Source organism: Mycobacterium heidelbergense, from assembly GCF_050205645.1.
Classification (GTDB): Bacteria; Actinomycetota; Actinomycetes; order Mycobacteriales; family Mycobacteriaceae; genus Mycobacterium; species Mycobacterium heidelbergense_A.
The window spans coordinates 1-22909 of record NZ_JBNMQT010000029.1 but is presented as its reverse complement, the minus strand read 5'-3'; the positions used below and the strand labels follow the sequence as shown (position 1 = coordinate 22909).

1 protein-coding gene (cut by a window edge) is annotated in these 22909 nt (G+C 65.4%); it reads left to right on the top strand.

The features are described 5' to 3' along the window. On the top strand, nucleotides 1-22909 hold part of the coding region annotated (locus ACQI5H_RS22570; RefSeq protein WP_427081516.1) for a LuxR C-terminal-related transcriptional regulator (this coding region is incomplete at its 3' end). The annotated region extends 22313 nt beyond the left edge of the window; 22909 of 45222 annotated nt are visible.

Sequence of the window (22909 nt, the reverse complement as noted above, 5' to 3'; positions counted from 1 at the left end):
GATGACCATCAGTGCGTCGACCGTGGCAAATCATGTCAGTAAGTTGTCGCGCAAGCTGAGTCCAGCACGCAGACCCCAGTTGGTGACCCTGTATCACCAGTGGAGGCTTGTTGTATCGGAGCGGCAGAGAATTGGCGCCCAGAATCCACCAGCGGAATCGGCGGTCGGCGATTATGGGCAACCCGGATCTGGCGAACCGCAAGCTGCCGAGCCCGACGCGGACGCGGCTGACGACGGGGGAGCCGGCGGTGAGGATGGCGACGCCGTCGGGCAGACAGAGCATCTCGGCCTGGATGAGCAGCGTGGCCGAGTCGAGCACATGTTGCGTCAGCTCGCACCGCGGTACGGGGCCAACCCGAAGCGATTGTTGGCACCCGATCGTTACCGGCGAGAACTACTAGCCATCCGCGGCGGCCCGGATCTCGAATTTGATGACAACTACAGGCGGCTGGCGGAGCTGACTCATCAATACCATCGGCTGAGCCGTCTAATCGGGATGCTTGGCCCTCAGTTGCTGCGGGCGGCCGCCGAGGGCGGGCAGACGTTAGCGAACGGGCTGGCAGCGGGACCCGGGTGGAGGTCGGTCGGTGAGGTCGGCAGCGAGATTTACGAAATCGTCGAACCGGACGGCGCCGTCTGGCGGTTGTGGGCCGTCGATGAGCCCGCCACTGACAATCCATACCGGACGGGATGGCGGCTGCAGCATCCGCCCAACGACGACTGGATGACGGCTCCGGTTCCCGTCCGTGCCCAGGCGGTCGAACAGATCCGCGATTGGATCAACGGTAGTGCGGTCGAACCCGACGACACCCTTGGGGCCGCGGTGTCCCGGTGGGTGCAGGTGGCCGCGAGGATCCAGGAGTTGGCCGGCCATTTTCCGTGGTTGAGCGAGTTTCTGGATGATCACCCCGACGCGCTTGGCGCAGCGAACATCGACCGGACGCTGGACCTTCTGGCACAGACGCCCATGGTTCCGGATCGGCTCGATGACTTCAGCGAACTGTTGCTATTGGGACCGGTGTTCAAAGTTGCCGACGCGGTGGTCCGTCGGATGGGCGGGGGCCTTCCGTCAGCCGACGAACTGCGCTCAGATGTTGATCGCATAAAGGGTGCGGCTGCTCCCGACGATCCGGAACCCGGCGGTGGACTGGGCGGCGGTTTCTTAGGTGAGCGCTTTAGGCGCGATGTGCGTGGCTACCCCGAGGACAGGTTGTTCGGCCGAGGTACGCGTGGGTCCCGATCCGGGGCAGCGCGATGGGCAGCACGGTCGGCCGGCTTTGGCGGCGGGGACAACACGTCGGGCGACTCCGATAACCACCGCGACGCGGGCGAGCGGGATCCGGGGCCGCCCGACGAGATCGGGCAGGCAAAGCCCCAAGTGGCGTTGTCCGTCGACGAACGCCGGGTGTTGGCGATGGTGGTCGATGGGCGCAGCGACGTGGACATCGCCGCGCAGTTGCATCTCGGTGAGTCCGTCGTGGAAACCTGCATCGACCGCATCACGGAGGAGCTGGGTGCCGCGAGTCGCCCCGAGTTGGTGGCGAAGATCGAACTGGGTGGCCTGCTGGATCTGAAGAGCCGCGGCGGGCGGCTGCTGGTGCTAAAGAGTCAGTTGTCGCTCGAAAGTCGATACCGGCTGCTGATGATGGTGGTCGATGGCCGCAGCGATAAGCAGATCGCCGCAGAGCTGCACACCAGTTCTAGCCGGGCGTCAACCGAGGTCGCGGCTATCTGTGAGCTATTGGGTGCAACGGACCGCTACCACGTGGTCAAGAAGGCCCACCAGCGCGGGTGGCTGGCTCGGGAGAGTGTGGCCGACGCGCCAGCGCACCTACGGCCGCTGCTCAAGAGGCTGACCGCGCGGAAACGCCAGGTTGTGGCGGCAGTTGCTGATGGCGGCACCCTCGAGGAGGTCGCTGCAAAATTTGGTTTGAGACGCAAGGGTGTGAAAAACCACTTGGAGCGCCTTTACAGGCTGCTGCGTGTAAGGAACCGCAACCAGCTGGTGGACCTATTCTTCCGCTATGGCGTGCTCGATCCGGCGTCCGCCGTCCCTCAGGAGGTGGGCAGCCCGGTCGAAGGCCGTCACGGCGGTGAGGGCGATGACACACACCACTCGGCTGAGGGGGCGGCCGGTGCTGAGCGATCCAGGATGAGCACCACCACCCCCAGGTCCGTCGGTCAGGGCCCCCGCGAGCTAGACCCCATGGGCACCTCCGGCCAATCCGGAAAACGATGGCCGGGGGGTGCTGGGGGTTCGGTCGTCGACACCGGTCCCGAACGCAAACCCCCGGAGCGCACGCCAACACCTCGTCGCGGCGCTGTCGAGGGGATCGAAGGCCAGCAGCAGGTGATTGAGCTGTTGGACCAGGGGTTCACGTCCGAACAGATCGCCGTCGAGTTGAACACCACTGCTAACGCAGTGAATAGGCGTATCAAACGCTTGCAGGACATGCTGGGGGCCCGCAATCGCCCCGATGTGGTGGCCAAGGCCTACCAGCTGGGGTTACTACATCCGCGATTCCCGGACGACCCCTGTCCAGAATCCGCGGAACACCCAGCAACCCTGATGGGGCGGGTGGAGACGTTGACGGGACGTCAGCGTGAGGTGTGGGCCCTGGTGGCTGCGGGGCTTACCGACGCCGAGATCGGCGCGGAGCTAGGCATCAGCAAAGGCACCGCGCGATTCCACGTCGGGACGTTGCCGGAGCCGCTGGGTGCGCGCGACCGCGACCGAATACATCTGGTGAGGCTGTACTTCTTGTGGAAGGCCGCTGCCCCGGATGCGGAGTTCGGCGAGGACTTTCTGGATGATGCCGAGTTCGGCGAGGACTTTCTGGATGGCGTGCGGTTCTTGGCCGTGCCGGGGCGTGCGGTGCTGGCGGCGCTGGGTGAGGTGTGCGGTGATCGGGCGGTGGCGGGCCGGGTGGGTTTGGCCGAGGGCGTGGTGTCGGCGTTCTTGGACGCCGTGGCGGCGGCGGTCGGTGCTGATGATCGTGCCCAGCTGGTGGCGTTGTTGTTCCGGTCGGGGCTGCTGTATGCGGGGCCCTCGGACGACGCTGAGGCGTTGCTGGCGCAGTTGGGCAAGGCTGAGCGTGCGGCAATGAGGGAGATCGGTGCCGAGGGGCGCAGCGAGGACAGTGCTGGGGTGCGGCAGGTCATGGCGAGGTTGGGTGTGGGCGATCGCGCCGAGTTGGTGAGGTTGGCGCGTGAGGCCGGTTTGGTGGTTGATTTCGCCGAGGTGGGGCGGGGCCGGTTGGAGGGACGGGAGTTGCAGCTGGTCAAGCTGCGTGCCGGGGGCTGGTCGGAGCAGGAGATCAGCGACTGGACAGGGTTGTCGGTGGCCGCGGTGCAGACGTGTTTGCATCGGGCCCAGCAGCGGGTGGGTGCGCGTAGTCTTGCCGAGTTGGTGGCGATGTCCTACGACAGCGGTGTGGTGCAGGCGCCGCCCGAGATGCAGGCGCCGCGCGAGGTCCGGCCACCGGCGGTGCAGTTGAGTCGTGAGCAGCGGTGGGTGCTCGTGCGGTTGGCCGCCAGGGACAGCGTCGGCGACATCGCCGCCGGGTTGGGCAGATCGGGCAGATCCGGTGTCCACTTATTGCTCGAGGGTCTTTGCCACCGGCTGGGCGCTGATGATTACGCCCAGATGCTGGCTTACGCCTACCGGCGCCGCCTGGTCGCGGCAAGGCCAGAGCAGGTGGAACCGCGCGTTGGGCTGGGTGATTACGCGGATCGAGACTTTGGGCGCAATAGGACTATCCACCCTGAGGACGGGTTCGGCCGTGGTGCGCACAGGTCCCGCTTGAGGAGGCGCCGGCAAGCACGGTCCGATGCGTCCGGCGGCGGCGAGAATAGGCCGGACGATGATGTGGCGGCATCGGTTGTGGAGACCACCGCGCAGTCTGCTTCTGCTTTGGTGTGGCTCTACGAGACGGGTGGGGCCGGGCCGCGCGTCCTGGGTGCCTCGACGTCGGCGCCGTCGCTGGAGATCCGACACCGGTTGATCACCTCGGTGCTGGCTGACGGACTGGTTCGGGCGGCGGTTGAGCCGGTGGCGCAGGTGCTGCAGGAGGCGCAACAGACCGCGGCATTCGCGTCGGCTGAGTTGGGTGCGTCGGTGGTGTCGGCGGCCGTCGACGAATCCGACGACCGTCCGTGGGCGCAGCTGGCGGTCGCGTTCGGCGATCCGGATTCGGTTGACACAGCGTGTATTCGGGTGCGGGTGCTTGATGCCGACAACGCAGCTGAAGCACAACGCATCCTCGCCGAGGAGCGGGATGAGCATCGCGCCAAGTTCGGTGATCTGCTGATGGTCACCGTGGTGGTGGTTTGCCTGGGCGCCTCGAGCGAGGCTGACACGGAGCTGTGGCAGCGTCAGGCCGAGGCTTTGGCGGGCCAGATAAGCGCGTTGTGTCGGGCGGGTCCAGCTAACGCGGCCTGCTCAGTTGAGGCTCAGCTACCCGAGCAACAGATCCGCGCGGCCGACCTTGCCCAGGTCGAAAACCTCCGCCTGGTCGAAGCCGCCATGGCGTCACCGGGGTTTGCCGAACAGACGGGCACGGTGGTGCACGGTGGGCCAGTGATGCCGTCGCACTCGGTGCCCGCGAGATTTGGTCAGGTTCACTACGAGCGGCGTGGATTTGGTCCTTGGCTTACTAAGTTGTGGCAGCGGACTGAGGATGATCTGCGCCTGCTGCGGCAGGAACTGCAGGCCGTGGCCGGCGAACTCGGCGCGGATCAGCTAGATCCAGACAACTGGGACGAACAATTCACCGCTTTCGAGGACGAATACGACGCGCTGAGCGGGGAGCTCGAGCAGCGGTATCCGGGTTATGGTGCCGTTCCCCAGTCGCTGCTGGACCGGCTCGATGAGATGCACGACGTGTCGCCAGAGGACAAGCAGGCGACGCGGCTCTGGTGCCATCGGTTGGTCCTGCTGGATTCCCTGACCACCATTGTCGAGTGGATGGGGTGGGTGAAAGCGCGCCGAGACGCTCTGGCCGACCTGCCGGCTTCGGGTGTGGACGATCTGGTCGAGATGCGTCTGGATGGGCTGGCCCACAACGAAATTGATTTATGGGCGCAGGTGGACTCGGTGGCCGCGCAGCTTGAGCTGGCGCCGCCGGGTGGTTGGGACGTGGGCCACTGGCTCAGAACCACATGGTCGTCGGCGCGTGAGGACGCCGAGCGCAAGTTCGCGCAGGCGTTGGCCGCGCCGTCACGGGACCCAGCCGCCATCGCGGCTGCGGCGCAACGCCTCGCCCGCCTCGACGCGACACGGCCGTTCTGCGCGCATCTCGGCGCGCAGCTGCCTCAGTGGCAAAACCTGATCGATGACTGGCTCGGCGTCCAGGAGCGGGTGAGGTCCCAGGAGCCTGATGCCGCTCGTGCGTCGCCGACGCCTGCCGGTCTGGACGGCCCACTAGCCGACGGGCCGGACAGATCGCTTGACACCGCGGTCGAGATTGTCGAGACCACCGCGGAGTCTGCTTCTGCTTTGGCGTGGCTCCATTCGCCGGGTACTGCCGGGCCGCGAGTGCTGGGCGCCCCGATATCAGCGCCGTCGTTGGAGACTCGACACCGGTCGGTCACCTCCGTGGTGACCGACGCGCTGGGTCGCGTTACGGGCGAGCGGGCGGCGCGGGTGCTGCAGGAGGCGGCATGGATAGGGGGATTCGTGTCGGCCGAACTGGGTGCGTCACTGGTGTCGGCGGCCGCCGACGAATCCGAGGACCGCCCGTGGGTGCAGCTGGCGGTCGCGTTCGGCGATCCGTATTCGGTTGACACAGCGAGTGTTCGGGTGCGCGTGCTTGATGCGACGAATCCGCTGCAGGCGCAACGCATGCTCGACCGCGAGCTCGACGAGCATCGCAGGTTCGAGGGTCTGCCGGTGGCCACCGTGGTGGTGGTTCGGTTCGGCGTCCCGTGTGACGCAGACGCGGAGTTGCGGCAGCATCAGGCCGAGGCGTTGGCGGGCCAAGCTAGCGCCCTACTCCATGCGGGACCGGCCAACGCGACCTACTGGATTCAGGCCGTCGGGCATAACGGTCAAGCGTGGGACCAGGACAAGGTCGAGAGCCTCGTGCTGGTTGACAGCGTCATGGAATTGCCGGAGATTGCCGAACAGGCGGGCATGGTGCACGCCGGCCAGGTGGTTGAGGCGAGAACAGTCAAGATTGACGATGAGCGACGCGAGCCGGGTTTCTGCCTGACTGAGTTGTCGCAGCAGGCGGACGACAACTATCGCCTGCTGTTGGAGGAATTGCGCGAGCGGGCAACGGCGGTGGGTCTCGCGGATCAGCTGCTTTCGGACAGCTGGAACAGCGAACAGTTCCAAGCTTTCGCGAACCTGGCGCAAAGATCATTCGTGGACGCGGCGAGGGAGTTTGGACTGCCTTATCCGGAGGACGGGGTCGATCTCGATCCGGAATCGGTGAAATTGGTGTTGCGCTACGTCGAAACGATATCCAGTGAGTCGTTGGAGATGCCGAAGACGTTGGGGCCGGCTCGTCGTTTCATCGAGATGAATTCGTTGATCCAATCCGTGAGGGCGATTCAGAGAGCGGGCGCGCGCCGAGACGCTCTGCATAATGTGGCCCTGCGACTCGATGGTATGGACGACGTGCCGAGTGACCTCCGGGTTGTGGAGGCGAAGGCGCGTGACGAGATTGCCTTACGTGCTCAGCTGGATTCGGTGGTCCGGCGGCTCGAGTTGCCTGCGCCGCTCGACCCGACCGGGTGGCTTCGCTCCACGTTTTGGACGGCGCGGGCCGATGCCTGGCAGGAGTTGCGGCAGGCGTTGACGGCCGCGTCACCGGACCCAGTCGCAATCGTCGTTGCGGCGCAACGCCTCGGCCGCCTCGAAGCGACATGGCCGGTCTGCCGGCATCTCAGCAATCTCCTGATCAAGCAGCAAACCGACGTCAACAATTCGCTCGGTATAGAACCGGCAGTAACGGCCGACGCCGCTGCTCCCCAGCCTTCACGCACTGGCTGGCAAGTGCACAAGTATTTTGCAGACGCTGACGTGCTGTTGAAGATCGCCGACCTGCACGCGCAGATCGAGAAAGACCGCAACAACATCCGGAAGTACGTTCGGGATCTGGCGTTGCGTGTGGGGGAGTCACCGGAAGGCGTGTTCGAAGGCGGGGAGGCGCTGACGCGGCTCAAGGGCAGGCGGGATGCGGCGCAGCGGGTGGTGAATGACGCGTTGCGGGATTGGGAGATTGAAGCTGCGCTGGAAATCCTTGCGCAGAATGGACTCGAGAAGCTGCGGCTGGTGCTGAACCGCGATGTGGCGCTAACTCCGCCGGTCGTGCAATCGGTGGTCGAGGCTTTGATTTCGCTGACGGAGGATTTGACGCAGGACTCTTCCGGCGCCATCGCGGGCGCGGTTGCGGATCTGATGCGCGCGGTTGAGCGCATGATCGCGAAGTGTCGGGAGTTCCTCAATCTCGACGCCCTGATTGAAACAACTCGCTCGTTGGCTGAGGCCGTGGAAAGGTTCATCGGGATCGGGCGGTTCCAGCAAGCGCTAGCCGCCGCGCCCTACCAACGCCGTTACTGGCAGGCGAGGGTGAGCGCACTCAGGCCGGCCGGTCCGAGCGAGGAGCTAGCGGAAGCGGTTGCCGCGCACAATTATTGGCGCGAAAGAGACAATCTGTTGTTTGAAGCCGCCGTTGAGCTCGTTGACCTGGCAGCCGTGCCCGAGCGGGTCGCATTCCAGATCAAGGACCTGACCGATGACGCGGAGATGCAGCAGGCCGCGCGCTCCTACACGGTGCTAGTGGCAGAGCTGAGCGAGCGCTCGTTGGAGCTGAAATTCCTTCTCGTTCTGCGTGATGCGGCGCGCGGAGGAGCAGCGGAATCGGCCGAGGATCAACTAACGGACACCCGGCAACTGGACACGCTGGTTGGGCACGCCCAAGCGATCAATCGTCTCCGTCGCGAGTTCGCCGATCGCAAGGCGCGATTGGATTCGCGGTTGGCAGAGGTGGTTTCGGAGTTCTGCGCGGATAGCGACGAACGGCGACAATTCACGTCGAGCGAAACCGGGACGGCCAGACCTGTCCTGGCCCCCGGCACCCCCACCATCGGGGCAGCAAGACCCGGCGATGCGGGACCCGCGAGCGACAGCGACGACGACCTCGGTGGCGCTCGCCCGAACCTGGATGATCCGACTTCCCCAGCGCGGGACCAGCCGACAGCGGCGGTCGAAGAAGAACCGGGCCAGGATCAGCGTGTCGGCATCGACGCGCTGGACGCGGCGCTCGAGGAGCTGGGTGATGCCGAACGGCGGGTGCATGCCCTGCTCGAGAGGCACGAGGGCCTGGCGGACAGAGGCGGGCGGCGATGGCTCGATCAGATCGCGAAGTTTCGTCGGCGGCTGGCCGAATTGTCGGCCCAGTATTTCGAAGGCAGGGGTGCGACGGGACAAGCGCTCGCACCCGACACCGTGGACTTGCGTGGGATCGGTGGTGTAGCGGGAGAGGTACGTGGTTTGCTCGGCGCGATCGGGTTGGCCGAAGGATTCGATCGCATCGAAGCCTTGTCCCAGCGTGTCACTGCCGAGCACCCGACGCTAGGTGTCATCGCCGCCGACATCGACGTCGTCGCCGGTGGGGTCTGGCATCTAGCGAGAGCCCTGTCGCCCCGCAAACTACTCGACCGCAAAACAAGGCTGGAAGCCCATGGCGTCGAGCTACTTCAGATCTCCCATTTCAACCGGGAGTACTGGGTCGACGGGGAGGCAGCGCAGATCCAGGTGCATTGCTTGCTGGGTGCGCCTCCCGCCGTCAAGAACATGTTGGAAAGCCTTGAGGACGAGGACGGAAACCGTCGCATCGAGGTGATCGACCACCGACCGCCGCCTAATGAGTGTTTGGCGTTGGCGTTGGCTGAGGTTGAGGAGCGCACGGGTTGTGCGGTGACGGCGCCGACAGTGGCGGTGTTGGAGGCGGTGCGGGGCGGGCCGGCGATGCGGGCGGCCGGTGTGGCTGAGGCCAAGCGGCTGCTTGCAGAGCGGGCCGCGGAGTTGGGGGCAGCGGGTGAGGGTCTGCGGGCCACCATCGTGCAATCACCGGTGGTTGCCGGGGATTTGGGGTCGGTGCATTCGTGGATTGCCCGGTTGGATGGTGCTGGCAAGGTTGTTCTGGATTTCGTGGACGAGACCGTGACGGGCGTGACCGAGACCGAGGACCAGGATCCGACGCAGCCAGTGTGGGTGGTGTTCACCGATGCGGAGGGTCAGCATGTGCCGGCGTGGTTTGACGAATACCGCGACCCGGCAACGGAATTGGGTGGAGATCGCTACTTCCGGCTGGATTGGGCCAGTCCCCGCTTGGGTGCCGGCCGGGCGCGGGTGGGCTTTGGTCCCCGCGATGTGATCGGGCGGGCCGGGGCCGATGTGGAGTTCGTGGGGGCCTTCACCGGGGCCGAATATCGCCGGCTGCCCGACGGCGATCGGTCGCTGGTGCAGGCTGCCGTTGAGCGGTTGCTGCGTCAGCAGGCCAAGGCGCTGCGACGCATGGATGAGATCAACGCCGGTGAGGATCAGCCCATTCGCGAGCACAGCGATGACGGTGTGTTTGCGGTGGTGGTGCGGGCTCCCGCACCGGGAGAGCGCGCCGGGCATGTGTATCGGGTGGAGCTGAAGATCCACTATGACCCTGCCCGCGAGCACGACCGGGACTACCACGGCGAGGGCCACCACTTACAGACGATCGATTTGGGCGAACTCACCCCACACGACGACATGTCCCCCACGACCTCACAGGGTCAGTGTTGGGCGGCGGTGTTCACCCCAGACGGCTACCCGGTGTGGCCGGGCACCGGTCCCGCCCGCCCCGATACGCCACATGGATTCACCGTCGCACACACAGACCAAGACGATGACGACTACTCGATGCGCAGGAACGCCGACGACCCGGACGGCGAGGACGAGGAACGCGCGACTCAGGCGGGCGCCGAGCCCGCCGACGGCCTGGGCGCGGCATCCGGACAAGCCGAGTTTGAGGCCGCGCTCGCGGCGATTCGAGGTGAGATCGCGCCGACACGATCGTCATCGCAAGAATCTGCCGAGTCGCTGACGCAACCGGTGCACTCGACGTTGTACATGAGTGATGTCGTCGGCGATGCGATGTCGGAGTGGCCCGAGGGTGTTCGGGACACGGCGCGTGCGGCTGCCGGTTTCTTAGCGCGTTTCATCTACGGTGGCACGCTCGGTGCGGGCCTCGTTGCAGGGATCGATGTGCGGTCTTTCCACGAGGGCGATGTGCGCGGTGTGCGTATCGATTTGGATGGCCCTGCCGGTGAGGCGGCGTCGCTGGTAATCCAGGTGACGCAGTCCAGTGTTGAGGTGCAGGTGAATGCGTCGGTTTGGGCGGGAGCGTCGCCGGCTCGCCGGGAGGCACTTGAGTGGGTGATCGCCGAGTTGGCGCAGCACGGTCGTTGGGGTGAGGCGGCAGCTTATGTGCTCGGCGCGGCCTTCGAGTCGGCGTCGACTACCTTGGCGCGAGACGAATCACCAACGGCGCCCACCCAATTGACCACGACGTTGCGCCAGGATGGCAGCGACGGGCACTCATTGCGAGCCACCGTTGATGGTCCCCGCCCCGAGTTTTCGGTCGTCGTTGATGCGCGGGCGCCGCCTCCTGATGTTTCGGCCATGAGCGAGACGTCAGTGGTGCGGGTCGAGGTGCCGGTGGTCGTCGACGCAGATCTGGACCTGGCTGTGCGGGTCGCCGCGGCAGGGTGGTTCGTTCGCGATGGGATGGCGTTGGGCTTCCGGCGGCCGTCGCATGAGTGGATAGACGCGACAGGTCGGGTGGACGAGGCCGCGGATCTGTGCGAGGCCATCGACGTGGCGGGGAGGCGCGCTGCCGTTGAGGCGCGCGAGTTGCTCGCGGTGTTCAGTAACGAGGGTCATGCGCGCGCTTTCAGGTCCGGCCGGTTGGTCATGGAATTCAATGGGGCACAGGCTGCTCGTTGGAATTGGTTAGGGCACCGGCACCAGTATTCGGTATTTCGAGTTGCCGCCCACGACGATGCCGGGCTACTGATCGCCGACCGCGAATTTCCTATCCCACTGCGGGATCCAGTAGCTGAACAGGCCAGAGCGTTCGGCATAGCCGCAGAGCAAAGCCCCGTTGTGGAACGCTTCGGCCCCGGCGACGCCCCAGCCGACGTTGCCCGGCGCATCGACCGGGCCGTCAACTGGCGAGTGGCGCGACATGCGCGGTCCAATGCGGTCAGCTATCTGATACAGCGGATGCAGGCGAGGGCCGGTTCTGTGGAGCTCACGGCGCACCGTTTCAATGGATATGACGTGCGCGGCCGGATTCAGGCTGGGTTGCTTGATGCGGCGCACTTCGAATTCATCTCGGACGAAACCACAAGTGTGACACTTCCGGTCGTCGGCGGGTATGTCGACGACGAGATCGTCGGCAAGTTGGGAGGGGCCAGCCTGCCATACAGCGAATCCTTGCAGGCGATCGCCGACACCGTTATCGCGGCGTTCCTTCGTAGTGCGAGATCCGTTATTAGCGTTGGCGCCTCGCACACCGCTTGGCAGTTGACAGTAGGCAGCGGTGGTCCACGCGGCGAGTTCAGGGCTGTGCTGAGCGGTGAAAGTCACGGACTTGTGGTCGATTCGTGGACGGACCCTCAGAACGGCCCGGTGCTGCGTGCGGAGCTGCCGGTGGGAACGGGTGAGCCATTGGCTGGCGTCGAACCGGTCGTGCACGCCGCGGTCGAGAGGGCCCTCGGGCGCAGCGCTTTCGGCCGGGTGGGCGAATTCGCCGCGTTGGCCTCGACGTTGCAGACGGTGCTGTCCGAGATGTTCGAGGATGAGGTCGATCGTCAGCGTGCCGCGGGGCCTCGACGGGTGGTGTTGACGGTCTTCTGGACGTGGGAGAGCTTGCAGTCGTACAGACCGACCATTCGACTGGAAGTGTTCGACGCGCACAGCAGCACGCCGACCATTGCGCGGGTGGTGCGGCCGGACGCGTCGGTGCTCGAAATCGACTGCGAGCACTCAGATATCGAGCATGTTGAGCGGCCTTTCCTGCCCACAACCGACATCGCCGTTGCGGGCATGCCGGAAGCGGATGCGCCGACGTCGGGCGGCGGTGATAGTACGAGCTACGCTGAGTCTCAACAGGATTCGGCAAGTGGTGACCAAAGCGGCGACCCGGCAGGCGAGGCCGCCAGCCGCGCACGCCAGCGTGACCTGACCGCGCAGGAGCGTGAAGTGCTGACGCGACTGGCTCGTGGCCTTACCGATGCCGAAGTCGCTGACAGGGTTTCGGAATGGCGCGCGTTAGCCGCGGAGCAGCGGCAGGCGTTGCTCGAGGCTGCAAGGCAGCTGTCAAGTCGTGCGGTCCGCGATGCTGACCGCGTCGGTCGGCTCGACGCGGCAGGCGAGGCGGCCCGCGCACGCCAACGTGAGTTGACCGCGCGGGAGCGTGATGTCTTGACGCGGCTGGCGGCGTCCGGCCTTACCGATGCCGAAGTCGCTGACAGCCTTGGCATTTCGCGTAATCCCGCGTTCGCTGCCATTCGTGGGCGCCCTCTCGATGAAAGCGCGATGTTTGTGCTTGGTTATTTGTCGCTGATGTACGAGCGGGAGTTCAGCGCCGAAAACCTGATGGACAGGTCAACGACAATCTCCGCCGGGTTGTTCTTTAGCGTCGTCGGATCGGATGTGCAGTTGGCGTCCTATGACCAGATTCAGACAACCGTGGCGGCGATGCCGCCGGGCTCGGTGGGTGTCCTGGCATCGTGGAACACAGCCTCGCCGAACGGCAGCGCGATCATTGCCGAAAACCGCGATTCGGTGGTCGAGTACGTCGACGCGTACAACAGGCGGCGGGGAGCGTGGCCGCCACCTTTGGATGAAACAACGGTGTCACTCACCGCAGTTGCTTATTTGACGAAGCCGGAGGATTCGCCCTCGCCATCGTCCGGCGATCGTATTGACCAATCGGGGGCTGCCGACCCGTCGCATTCTGAAGAATCGCCCCCGGAGGGTGCTGCGGATGCCGATTCGTCGTCGACGTTGCCGGAGGTTGTCGATCCTCGGGAGCGTGGACTCGGCAACGATTTCTGGGGTGAGGTCTCTCAGCGCAATGCGCGTAACGATCCCGCGGACACGATCGACCGACGCAAGCCTGGGTTCCGCTTCGGGGGAGGGCGAGGGCCGGCCAGGTCCGCCGGCGTCTCCGGTGGCGGCAACCAGCCGCGTGAGTCCGCCAACGGACAGACAGAGAAGCCCGCGGACGACAACACACTCGGCGGCGAGCACATCGACGGCGGTTCCGAGGCGTTAGTGCTGAAGGTGTTGGCCCGGTCCGGGGCCTTCGGGAAGTGGCTACGCATCAAACGCGGGTCGCTGGGCTGGGCGCAGTTCGACTTGGCCGCACGGGCCCAACTGCATAAAAGCCTCGTCAGCTACGTGGAGTCGGGCAAGGCCGCGGGGATCGTGCGGGTATCCGGGCAGGCGGCTGGGCGGTTGATTGCGGCCTTGCCTGACTGCACGGTTGAGGAGGCGCGGCTGGGCGCGATGCGGATCGGCGTCGAAGGTGTGTATCTGGGTCGGCCCGTTGACAAACTGGTGGCGGATGTGCGCGCCTGGCGCGACACGCATTTCGAGGAATCGGGGCAATACCCGGATGATGCCGTCGTGGCCGCGGCACTCGATTTGCCGCAGGTGCAGGTTGAGTTCGTGCGTAGCGTGCTGGACCGGGCGATCGGTAATGAGGATTCGACGACGAGCCAGGCCGCGGACCAGATGTTGTCGCAACGTGAAGTCCTCGACCGCGCGGTGGTGGACGTCGTTCGTGCAGTGTTGGCCGACCTGGCGGCCGACGAGGTCGAAGCGATTCTCGATCACGTGCTCCTGGGGCAGCCTCTGGACAGGCTTGCCGAGCGGTTGGAGACCGATGAAGCCACGGCCGATCAACGTGTCAACACAGCCATGCAGCTCCTTGAGGAGGCCCTTGGTCCACCGCGGTCGGGTACCGGTGCGCGCGACACCGCACGCGCTTTCGGGCGGGCGCTAGGCGAGGAACTCCGATCCCGTGACTTGAGCTACCACGACTTTGCCGAGCGCGCTGGAGTGCCTGAGCGCGCGGTCTCTCAGGTCGTGAGCGGCCAATGGTTGTCGAGGGATATTGCTAAGCAGCTGGTTGAGGGTCTGGAGTACCGGGGCATGGCGCTGGGGGTGATTCTCGACCACTACGTTCCGGTGCCGGCGGTGCAGGCGTTGATCGACTGCGACTACTTCCGGTATTGGTTCCGCGCTACCCGCGAGGGTCGTTTTTCCCAGGACGCTTTGGCCACGCGGGCCGAAGTGTCTCAGAGCATGGTCAGCTATATGGAGTCGGGCAAGACTTCGCCGACCGCGGAGCTCGTTGAGCGGTTGCTTCGGGAGCTGGGCTACTCGGTTGAGCAGGCGCGCCGGGCGGTGATCCGGATCCGGTTCCAAGGCGCCTATCTGGGTCGGCCGGTTGACGAATTGGTGGAGTTGGTGCGCACCGGGCGCAAGCAGCTTTCCGCGAAATTGGGCCGCTCTCCAAGTGATTCCGAGGTGGCCCAGGCACTCGGTTTGCCGGTGGGGCAGATTGACTTGGCGCGTGCGGTGCTGCAGCGGGAGATCGGCGATGACCGGACCGCGGCCAGCCAAGCCGCGGACTCGGTGTCGGGGCAACAAGTTAGCGATAGCGTGGTGCTCGACTTCTTGCGCACCAGATTGGCCGAGCTGCCCGCAGCCCAGATCGACACCGTCCTGGACCTGCCGGAGAGGGGGCCACTGTTGGAGCTGCCGGCAGAGGTGCTCGCAACACCCCTGAGCGGGGAAGAAAAGGTCGACATCATTCTCGACCGGGTGCTTTTGCGCGAGCCTCTGGGCAGGACCGCCGAGCGGTTGTGTGTAGAGGAAGCCGCGGCCGTTGGCTGCGTTGACGCGGCCACCCAACTGCTTGAGGCAACGTTTGGTGCGCCCCGATCATCGGATATCGATGACGCCCACGATTCGTTGCCCGGGGACAACACAGCGGGTCTGGCGCAGTATCCGGTCAGCGACTCGCTTAGCGCCGACGACCTTGCTGACCTGAGGGACATGTTGGCCACCTACCCGGGGCGTTTTGGGGATTGGCTGCGCGACCACTGCGAGACCCTTGGCTGGACCCAGGCCAAGTTGGCCGGGAGGGCCAAGGTGAGTCAGCAAGGCGTCAGTTCGGTCATGCGGGGCGCGAAACCGCCGAGGGACACTGCTAAGCGGTTGGTTGCGGCTGTCGGGTACACGGGGATGGCGCTGCGGATGGTGCTTGACCACTTTTTGGCGGTGCCGGCGGTGCAGACATTGATCGACTGCGACTACTTCCGGCTCTATTGGTTGGGCGCCACCCGCGAGAGGCTTCGTTTGTCCCAGCGCGCTTTGGCCAAGCCCGTCGAAGTGGATCAGCGGATGATCAGCCTCGTGGAGACGGGCAAGAATCGGCCGTCCGCAGAGGTCGCTGAGCGGTGGCTTGAGGCGTTGGGGTACTCGGTCGCGGGGGCGCGGCGGGCGGTGATCCGGAAGCGCTTCGAGGATGTGTATCTGGGTCGCCGCGTTGACGATGTGGTGGCCAGGGTGCGCAGTCGGCGCGGCCGGCGTTTCGAGGCGCTCGGTTTATCGGTGGGGCAGGTGCAGTTCGCGCGTGCGGTGCTACAACGGCGCAGCGGCCAGGACCGTTCGGTGGCGAGCCAGACCGCGCACCCCGTGTTGGAGCCGGAAGTCAGCGATGACGAGGTGCTGGAGTGGATTCGCGCCACGTTTGTGGGCTTTTCCGCTGACGAGTTCGACGCGATTGTCGATCATGTGTTCCTCGGGCAGTCCCTGGAGCGGGTTGCTGAGCGGTTCGGCACCGATGAAGCCACGGCCGCCGACCGCGTCAACATCGCCCGAGAACTGCTTGGGGCGGTGTTCGATTCGGCGCACCAGCATCCGGGCACCGACGCCAGCGGTGCCGTGAGTTGGGTGTGGCGGGGCGCGGAGTCGCAGCGGCTGTGGGAGATCGTTGATATGGCGCTGAATCGTGGCTGGGCGCCCGAGGCGGCGCTGCGTGCTGCGGCGGAGGCGGTCGCGGCGGTCGCCGCACTGGTGAAGGCCACCCGTGTCGAGGCGGGGCGCGTCGTCGCAGCAGTGCTCGAGGATGCATCGGGCCCGTGGTTGCGGGTCAGTGTGACCCACGGCGAGCGTGAGGGGCCCGACATGGCGTGGTTGGAGCAGCACTATGGGCGCTCTGGTGTCGTGGTCGATTCCGAGGTTAGACAAGTGTGGTTCGGCTTCGCGCCCGACGACCTCGCGGCGGTGCAGGTCGATTCCGGGGGCAGCCGGGCCCCGCCAGTGGACGTGCCGGCGCGGGTCAGCGAGGTATTGGGCAAGGCGCTGCAGCTGTCCGGCGAGGCGGACCAGCCGTTGGGCGTTGGGGACCTTGTTCGCAAGCTGGTGGCCGCGCGGTCCGGCACCGACCTGCCCCATGACGACTACTCGATGCGCATGAACACCGACGACCCCGACGGCGAGGACAACGAGGGGTCCCGCAGCGGTACCGGCGAGCCGCGCAGCGAAGGTGAGCCGGAGATAGCCCAGCAGATGGTGCGGTTTACCCGCCGGTTGGAGCAGGCGTATTCCCGGTTAGAGGACGCGCGTCGTAGCGGGGATCCGTCGGCGGTCAAGGCGGCTGCCGCGGAGTACCGGCGGCTTGGGCAACTGCGTGCCGCGCACGCCTGGGCTGTGCTGCGGATGGTTTCGTGGGCTCATCGGATCGAAGTTGTGGAAGACGCGCTGGGCATCGGTGTGTCGCCTCTTAAGTCTGTGCTGCGCGAATTGCGTTCTGCGCTGCGGGAATCCGGAGGACTCTCCAGTTTTGGCTTTCCTCTCACCGCTAAAGATTTGGAGTCCGCGAAGGAGGAATACCGGATTGCGGCGCTGGAGGTGCAGCGGGCGGAAAGTGCGAGGCGCACCGGCGCCGCGTCCGGTCCGGTTGCCGCCGATCCCCAGTGGCCCGACGTATCGCCGCTCGAGTGGGCTACGGCAGACCTGTCCGCTCGCGCCGGAACACATTCCAAGCGCAACAAGGTTGACCTGCGGATGGAGGCAGCGAAGACGGCAATGAATCCTGCGGCAGGCAGCGTCATAGCCTGGGTAGCCAAACGGACCCACGGCCTGAACGTCGGCGATCTTTTGGTCGTGATCACCGCACAGTTTGGATCGAACATCCTTCGGGTCGACCCGACGAGCGGAGATGTCTCGGTCGTTTCCCTCAACAAGGTCTCGAAACTTTCGGCCGTGCTCTTCCGGGCGGTAGGGCCACGGGCCGCTTCCGCGTCGCCACAGGACCACGCCGAGGTCGTGGAACACGTTGTCCAGCAACCGATTTCGAAGCCAGACACCGAGCTCCACGAGCCGGCGGACGACGGTGGTACAGACAATGTTGATTCTCAACGGGATTCGGCTCCTGGTGGTGAAGTCGGAACCGCGGTTCGATCGCCCGATACGTCCGGCGATATCGAACGGCTGCAGGATGGTGATACCCCCGAGGCCGTCGGCGCACCCGACGTCGTCGCCGAGTTCTTCGACGGCGATGTGGCTCGGGCCGATGAGTACTGGCAGTGGGTTCGAGGCCAGTCGGGTGACACCGACGGCGAGGTGTTGGGGCGTCTCGCGTTCCGATTCGTCGGCGGCAAGTTCTCACAAGACGACCTGGTGTCCCAAATCAACGCTTTGCTGCCATGGCAGAACAACAAAACCCGCGAGTCGGTTGTCGGAGCACTCTGGTCGTGTCTGGCTGACGTTGCCCCGTCCAGGGGCATGCTCACTGTCATGGTCACCGGTGATCCGGTGGCCCAGATGTGGACGGTCACGGTTGCGGGGGCGATGCCAGGTGGTCAGCCGATAGCACAGCGCCCCATCGAGCAGATCAACCACGTCGATCGCGAGATCAGGGTGACCGGGAACAAGTTCCCGGGTGATGCCGCCGATACCGCCGGGCGCGTTGTTCGCGATGCTTCGAACGTCATCGTTCCGTCCGGAGTGTCAGTTCCGCTGTTGCAGGACTGGATTCGCCGGGTTCTGGCCGCATTCAACGATGACGGAATGCGGGTGGAAGTGAGGCGCTACGGACGGCGTCTATCTGTCCACCTCAAACCACGCGACTTCGACAATCAGAGTTTCCATATTTATTTGGATACCGATGACACGGGCGCCCTGGAAACGAGCGTGTCGCTTATGGGGGTCACCCCCGCGCGGGTCGGCCCTGTGCTCGGTTCGCTGACTGCTGGAATGACCGAGCCCTATCTCCTCGCCGGCGCCGTGACCAAGGTGCTGGCGCAACGGTTATTGTCGCAAACATCGTCGATATACCCACGTGAGGAACGGTTGGCCTACCTACACGTGACTATTGATCGCAAGAACGGCCTCGAGATCAGCGTGCAGGGTAGCAGCCATATAGTGTCCGTTACGCCCGATGAGCAGGGCGGCCGCCAGCTTACTGTGCGGTGGCGCCGTACGAGCGGACGCACACTCGTCGATGACGCCGAGGCGCTGCTGGGTGTCATCGCTGCAGGCGATTCCGAATTCCAGGGGACCGCCGCCAAAGCGGCTAATAAGTGGTCCAAGGTTAAGGACCGCGACGCAGCAGCAGCCGGTGGCGTGGATGCGCAAATGACGCTGTCTAGCTCTGCTGGCGAGCGGCATCTTGCTTTTGAACTCTTCGGCTACAAGCCGGACAAAGGCCGGGTTGCGCTGCACAGGCCCAGGGTTGTCTCAGCTACCAGTCACGACAACTCGAGCGTGGCTGTGCCGAATCCCGAAGAGGTTTTGGCGCCGAACCCGTTGGGGGTTACCAATCCTCGAGATCATGGTCCGGGTTGGCGTTATGCGATGGTGCCAGTGAGCGCGCTGGGCGGGTGGCTCAAAGAAATCGCGGGCCCGAATTCTCGGCTAGCTCAGTGGGTTCAACAGGATGTGTTGCTTGGCGATCCGGACCTGATTGGTGCTGACCCGTGGCGTAACCGAAATGACCGGCGGCCTATGGCTCATGCGGTTCTCATTGATGAGCGGCATCTGCCGGAGCAAGCCGGACTGTTGGTGTGGATTTCGCCGCGGCGGATGGCGCGGCCGTCATATCCGGGCGAGATCAACGGTGATCAGCTGATCACCGACGCGCCTGAGGGCGGGCCGGTCGAGTTCGAAAGCACCTTTGGGCCCGGTGTGGAAATCATTGGGGTGGTCAGTCCGCAGGCCGATGGTGCACCCATCAGTGCATTGGATGCCCAAGGGTTGCAGCGACTGGCCGCCGCGCGGGGGCTGCCGGTCGTGGAGACCCCGACCTCGCAGCGTGCACTGCGGCAGCGTGTTGAGTTGACGGACGACGGGACTGTGGTGGTTCCCGTCAACGCGCTTAGCGAGGGCGGCATCTATCGGTTGACGGGTGCCGGGAAGTTCCGGTCTGTTGAAAACGAGTACGCCACTGGGTTATTGATGCATCCCTACCAGCTCGCCGCGGCGCTGGCGGCCATGAAGACGGCCGGGGTCAGCGACGAGGAATTGCGTGAGATCGCAACCGATTACGAGTCGTTTATGGACGAAAACGACAATGTGCGAGTAATGCTCGAACCAGACCGCGATGAAATCGCCGGACTGGTGCTGCGGGATCAGAACTCGTACGGGCGATTCGAGTGGGCCACTGTCATCACCGCGCAGGAGGCCCACCGCGGTCCCGTCCACTGCGACCGGTGGGACGACGGTGCGATCGAAGCTCTCGCCCCCGAGTGGACCGCTGCACTGGTAGAAGAAGCCAAGCGCCGCTACCCGCATTTGGTCGGGCAGATCGATGCGCTTTATCGGAGCGCGGCGGCTTCGCGCGCCGCGGCCCTGGACTTTGCGCAATTGTTCGCGACGGTCAATTCGTCCCGCGCGGCATATCAGCTGTCGTCGCACGCGCTCGTGCTGCTCGACGAATTGGGCTCCCGCGCCTATGGCATCTCCCGGCGCACCGGCGGCCAGATCCGGGAAACCCTGCATTCCAACGAATCTGGCGTGCGGCTGGAACTTACCGTCGGGGTGCCCGCCCCGAGTAGCGCCGAGCACTTGACATCCGCCTGGGGCGAGGACCTTGCTACCTTGCTCGCCGACACCACGTGGAATCTGACCACGGCGCCCGACGGCACCACCCTCACCGTCGAATTCGGCAGGCCCCCCGCTACCCCCGCAGCGGCGGCGACCCCAGTCCACGACTTCGGTGACAACAGCGAGACCTACATCACGGAATTGGGTAGCGACGACGACGGCTACCTGCTGGGCCAGCGAGCTCGGGGCGATGGGGCGCCAACCGGCCGCGTCAGTGTTCAGGGCGTCCTTGACGGCGTCGAGCAAGTGAAGATCGAGGAGTTCAACCTCAAGGGAATGTCGTCGCCCGAGGAGATTGCCGGTATTGCCGATCGTATCTTCGGGGGGCGCAAAGTGCGCATCGCGACGGCCGGCTATTCAGCTCCACCCGCGGGCACCAACTACGCGGAGAACGCGGCCGCGTTCCTCGACAAGCTCGCCGACGAACTCGGTTCCGCCAACGTCGGTTTCACGACGTCACCGACTGCTGATCAAGGCTCGATCGACGCCATCACGACGATGCTCGGCCAGCAGAAGGGCGTGCCCGTCGTGTCGATCACCGCAAAGGACTACGTCCGCTACATCGATCCCAGCAAGTTCCCTGCCGAGATGGACCGGGCCGCATATGCAAGCACGCCCAAGCACGTATTCGACGACAAGGCCCAGTACAACCAAGCGACCGCCCTGGCCTCCACTGCGTTTGTTGCGGTGGGTGGACGCGATGTGACGGTCTTCGACTTCATGCGCGCCATCGAGAAGGGCAACCCGGTTGTGCTCATGGCCGACGACTCGATGCGCGGTCCGATGGGCGACAAGGCCGTCTACGACGCCGACAAGAACCGCCCCAACAACGGCAGCGCCTATCTCGCCGAACAGATCGAATCGTTCTTGAACACGGGTGAGCTCAAGTACCCCGACGTGGAATCCGACCACATGGGCCACTTCGGCAGGCAGTGGATGGACGATAGACGCCTGCTGCTCGAGAAGCTCGTGAAGGTCGTGCACACCGACGGCACGCCCGCCTCGATCGAGGCAGCCACGGCGGAGGCTGCGCGTCACGTCAACTCGTTGATAAGCCCCAGCGCAAGCGAACAATCCCCTGGCGCGGTTACTGATCGCCAAGCGCGTGGACCTGGCGATTTCTTGGGTCCATTTGAGCGCAATGCGCGTGATGGCTACCCCGAGGACGGGTTCGGCCGAGGTGCGCGTGGATCGCGGTCAAGGAAAGCGTGGCCGGCCAGGTCCGGCGGCGCCGACGGTGGCGACCAGCCGCACGAGTTCAGCGCCGGACAGACAGAGAAGCCCGGTCCGCACCGGGTCGGCGAAACGACGTTGTCCGCGAGTGAACCGAAGCAGCTCCAAGCGTCCCCCGCCTCAGTCGTGTGGCCAGATTCGGTTGATACGGGTGAGACGGATTCTGATGTTCCGTTGCCCGCGGGGGCCCAATGGGACGGCCAGTGGGAGCCTGGCCAGCCCCAAGCGTATCGATTCATCACGACCGCCGAGCGCCGCGTCAAAGGGCACGATCTGACGGTGTCTGTGGGGGCCACCCAATTCGCTGACGGGACCATCGACGTCGACCAGGAGCCACCGGGGGTCTACGTCGAGGTCTCCTGGGAGGCGGGCCCGCTTAGCAGTATCCAGGCCCGCCAGGTCGCGGCGCTGCTCGACGACGCGGCCGACCGGCTCGACGAGTGGGCGCCGCCCACCGCGGTCGAGTCGCCAGATCAGGTCGCTCCACGTGGGTCGCGTCCTTCGTCGGATCGGGCTGATACTGCTGAGACCGGTTCTGATATTCCGTTACCCGCGGGGGCCCAATGGGACGGCCGGTGGGAGCCTGGCCAGCCCCAAGCGTATCGATTCATCACGACCGCCGAGCGCCGCGTCAAAGGGCACGATCTGACGGTGTCTGTGGGGGCCACCCAATTCGCTGACGGGACCATCGACGTCGACCAGGAGCCACCGGGGGTCTACGTCGAGGTCTCCTGGGAGGCGGGCCCGCTTAACAGTATCCAGGCCCGCCAGGTCGCGGCGCTGCTCGACGACGCGGCCGACCGGCTCGATGACTGGGCACCGCCCACCATGGTGGAGTCGCCGCCGCTTGGTGATTCGGGTTCGCAGGCTGAGGATCCGGGTGAAAGCACTGACACCGTTATGCCTGACCGCGCGATCACACAGCCGGTGGGCTCCGAGGTTGAAAAGGACAAGGGCCCAGAGGATCCGGAACCGGCCGGTCTTCACCGGGATCCGGACGCTCAGCGCAATGCGCGCAACGATCCCGCGGACATGTTCGACCGACGTAAGCGTGGGTTCCCCTTGAGGGGAGGGCGAGGGTCGACCAGCTCCGCGGCCTCCGGAAAGGAGGCGTCCGACACCGCGTCGCCGGGGCGGCTGGAAGGGCTGGCACGGGGTGAAGAGCATCCGTCTGTCGCCGACGCGCCACCAGCTCTGCGGGGGGGTCTGGCGCCGTTAAGTGACCGCGAGCGCGAGATGCTGAGGGTGCTGGCCACACAGGGTCTCAGCACGAAAGAGATCGCCAAGCGGTACTACCTCAATGAGCCGACCGTAAAGTCACACTTCAACGCGATCGTGGCGAAGCTTGGTGTACGCAACCGCGTCCAGGCGGTGATCGTGGCCTACCGTGAGGGCCTAGTACAGCAGCGGTCCAAGGATGCCGCGCCCATTGACCCGGCGCAGTTCGCCCTGTGGGCGGGGCTGCGGGAGCCGCGGGTGCGGGAGGGCTGGGAGGGCCTGAGC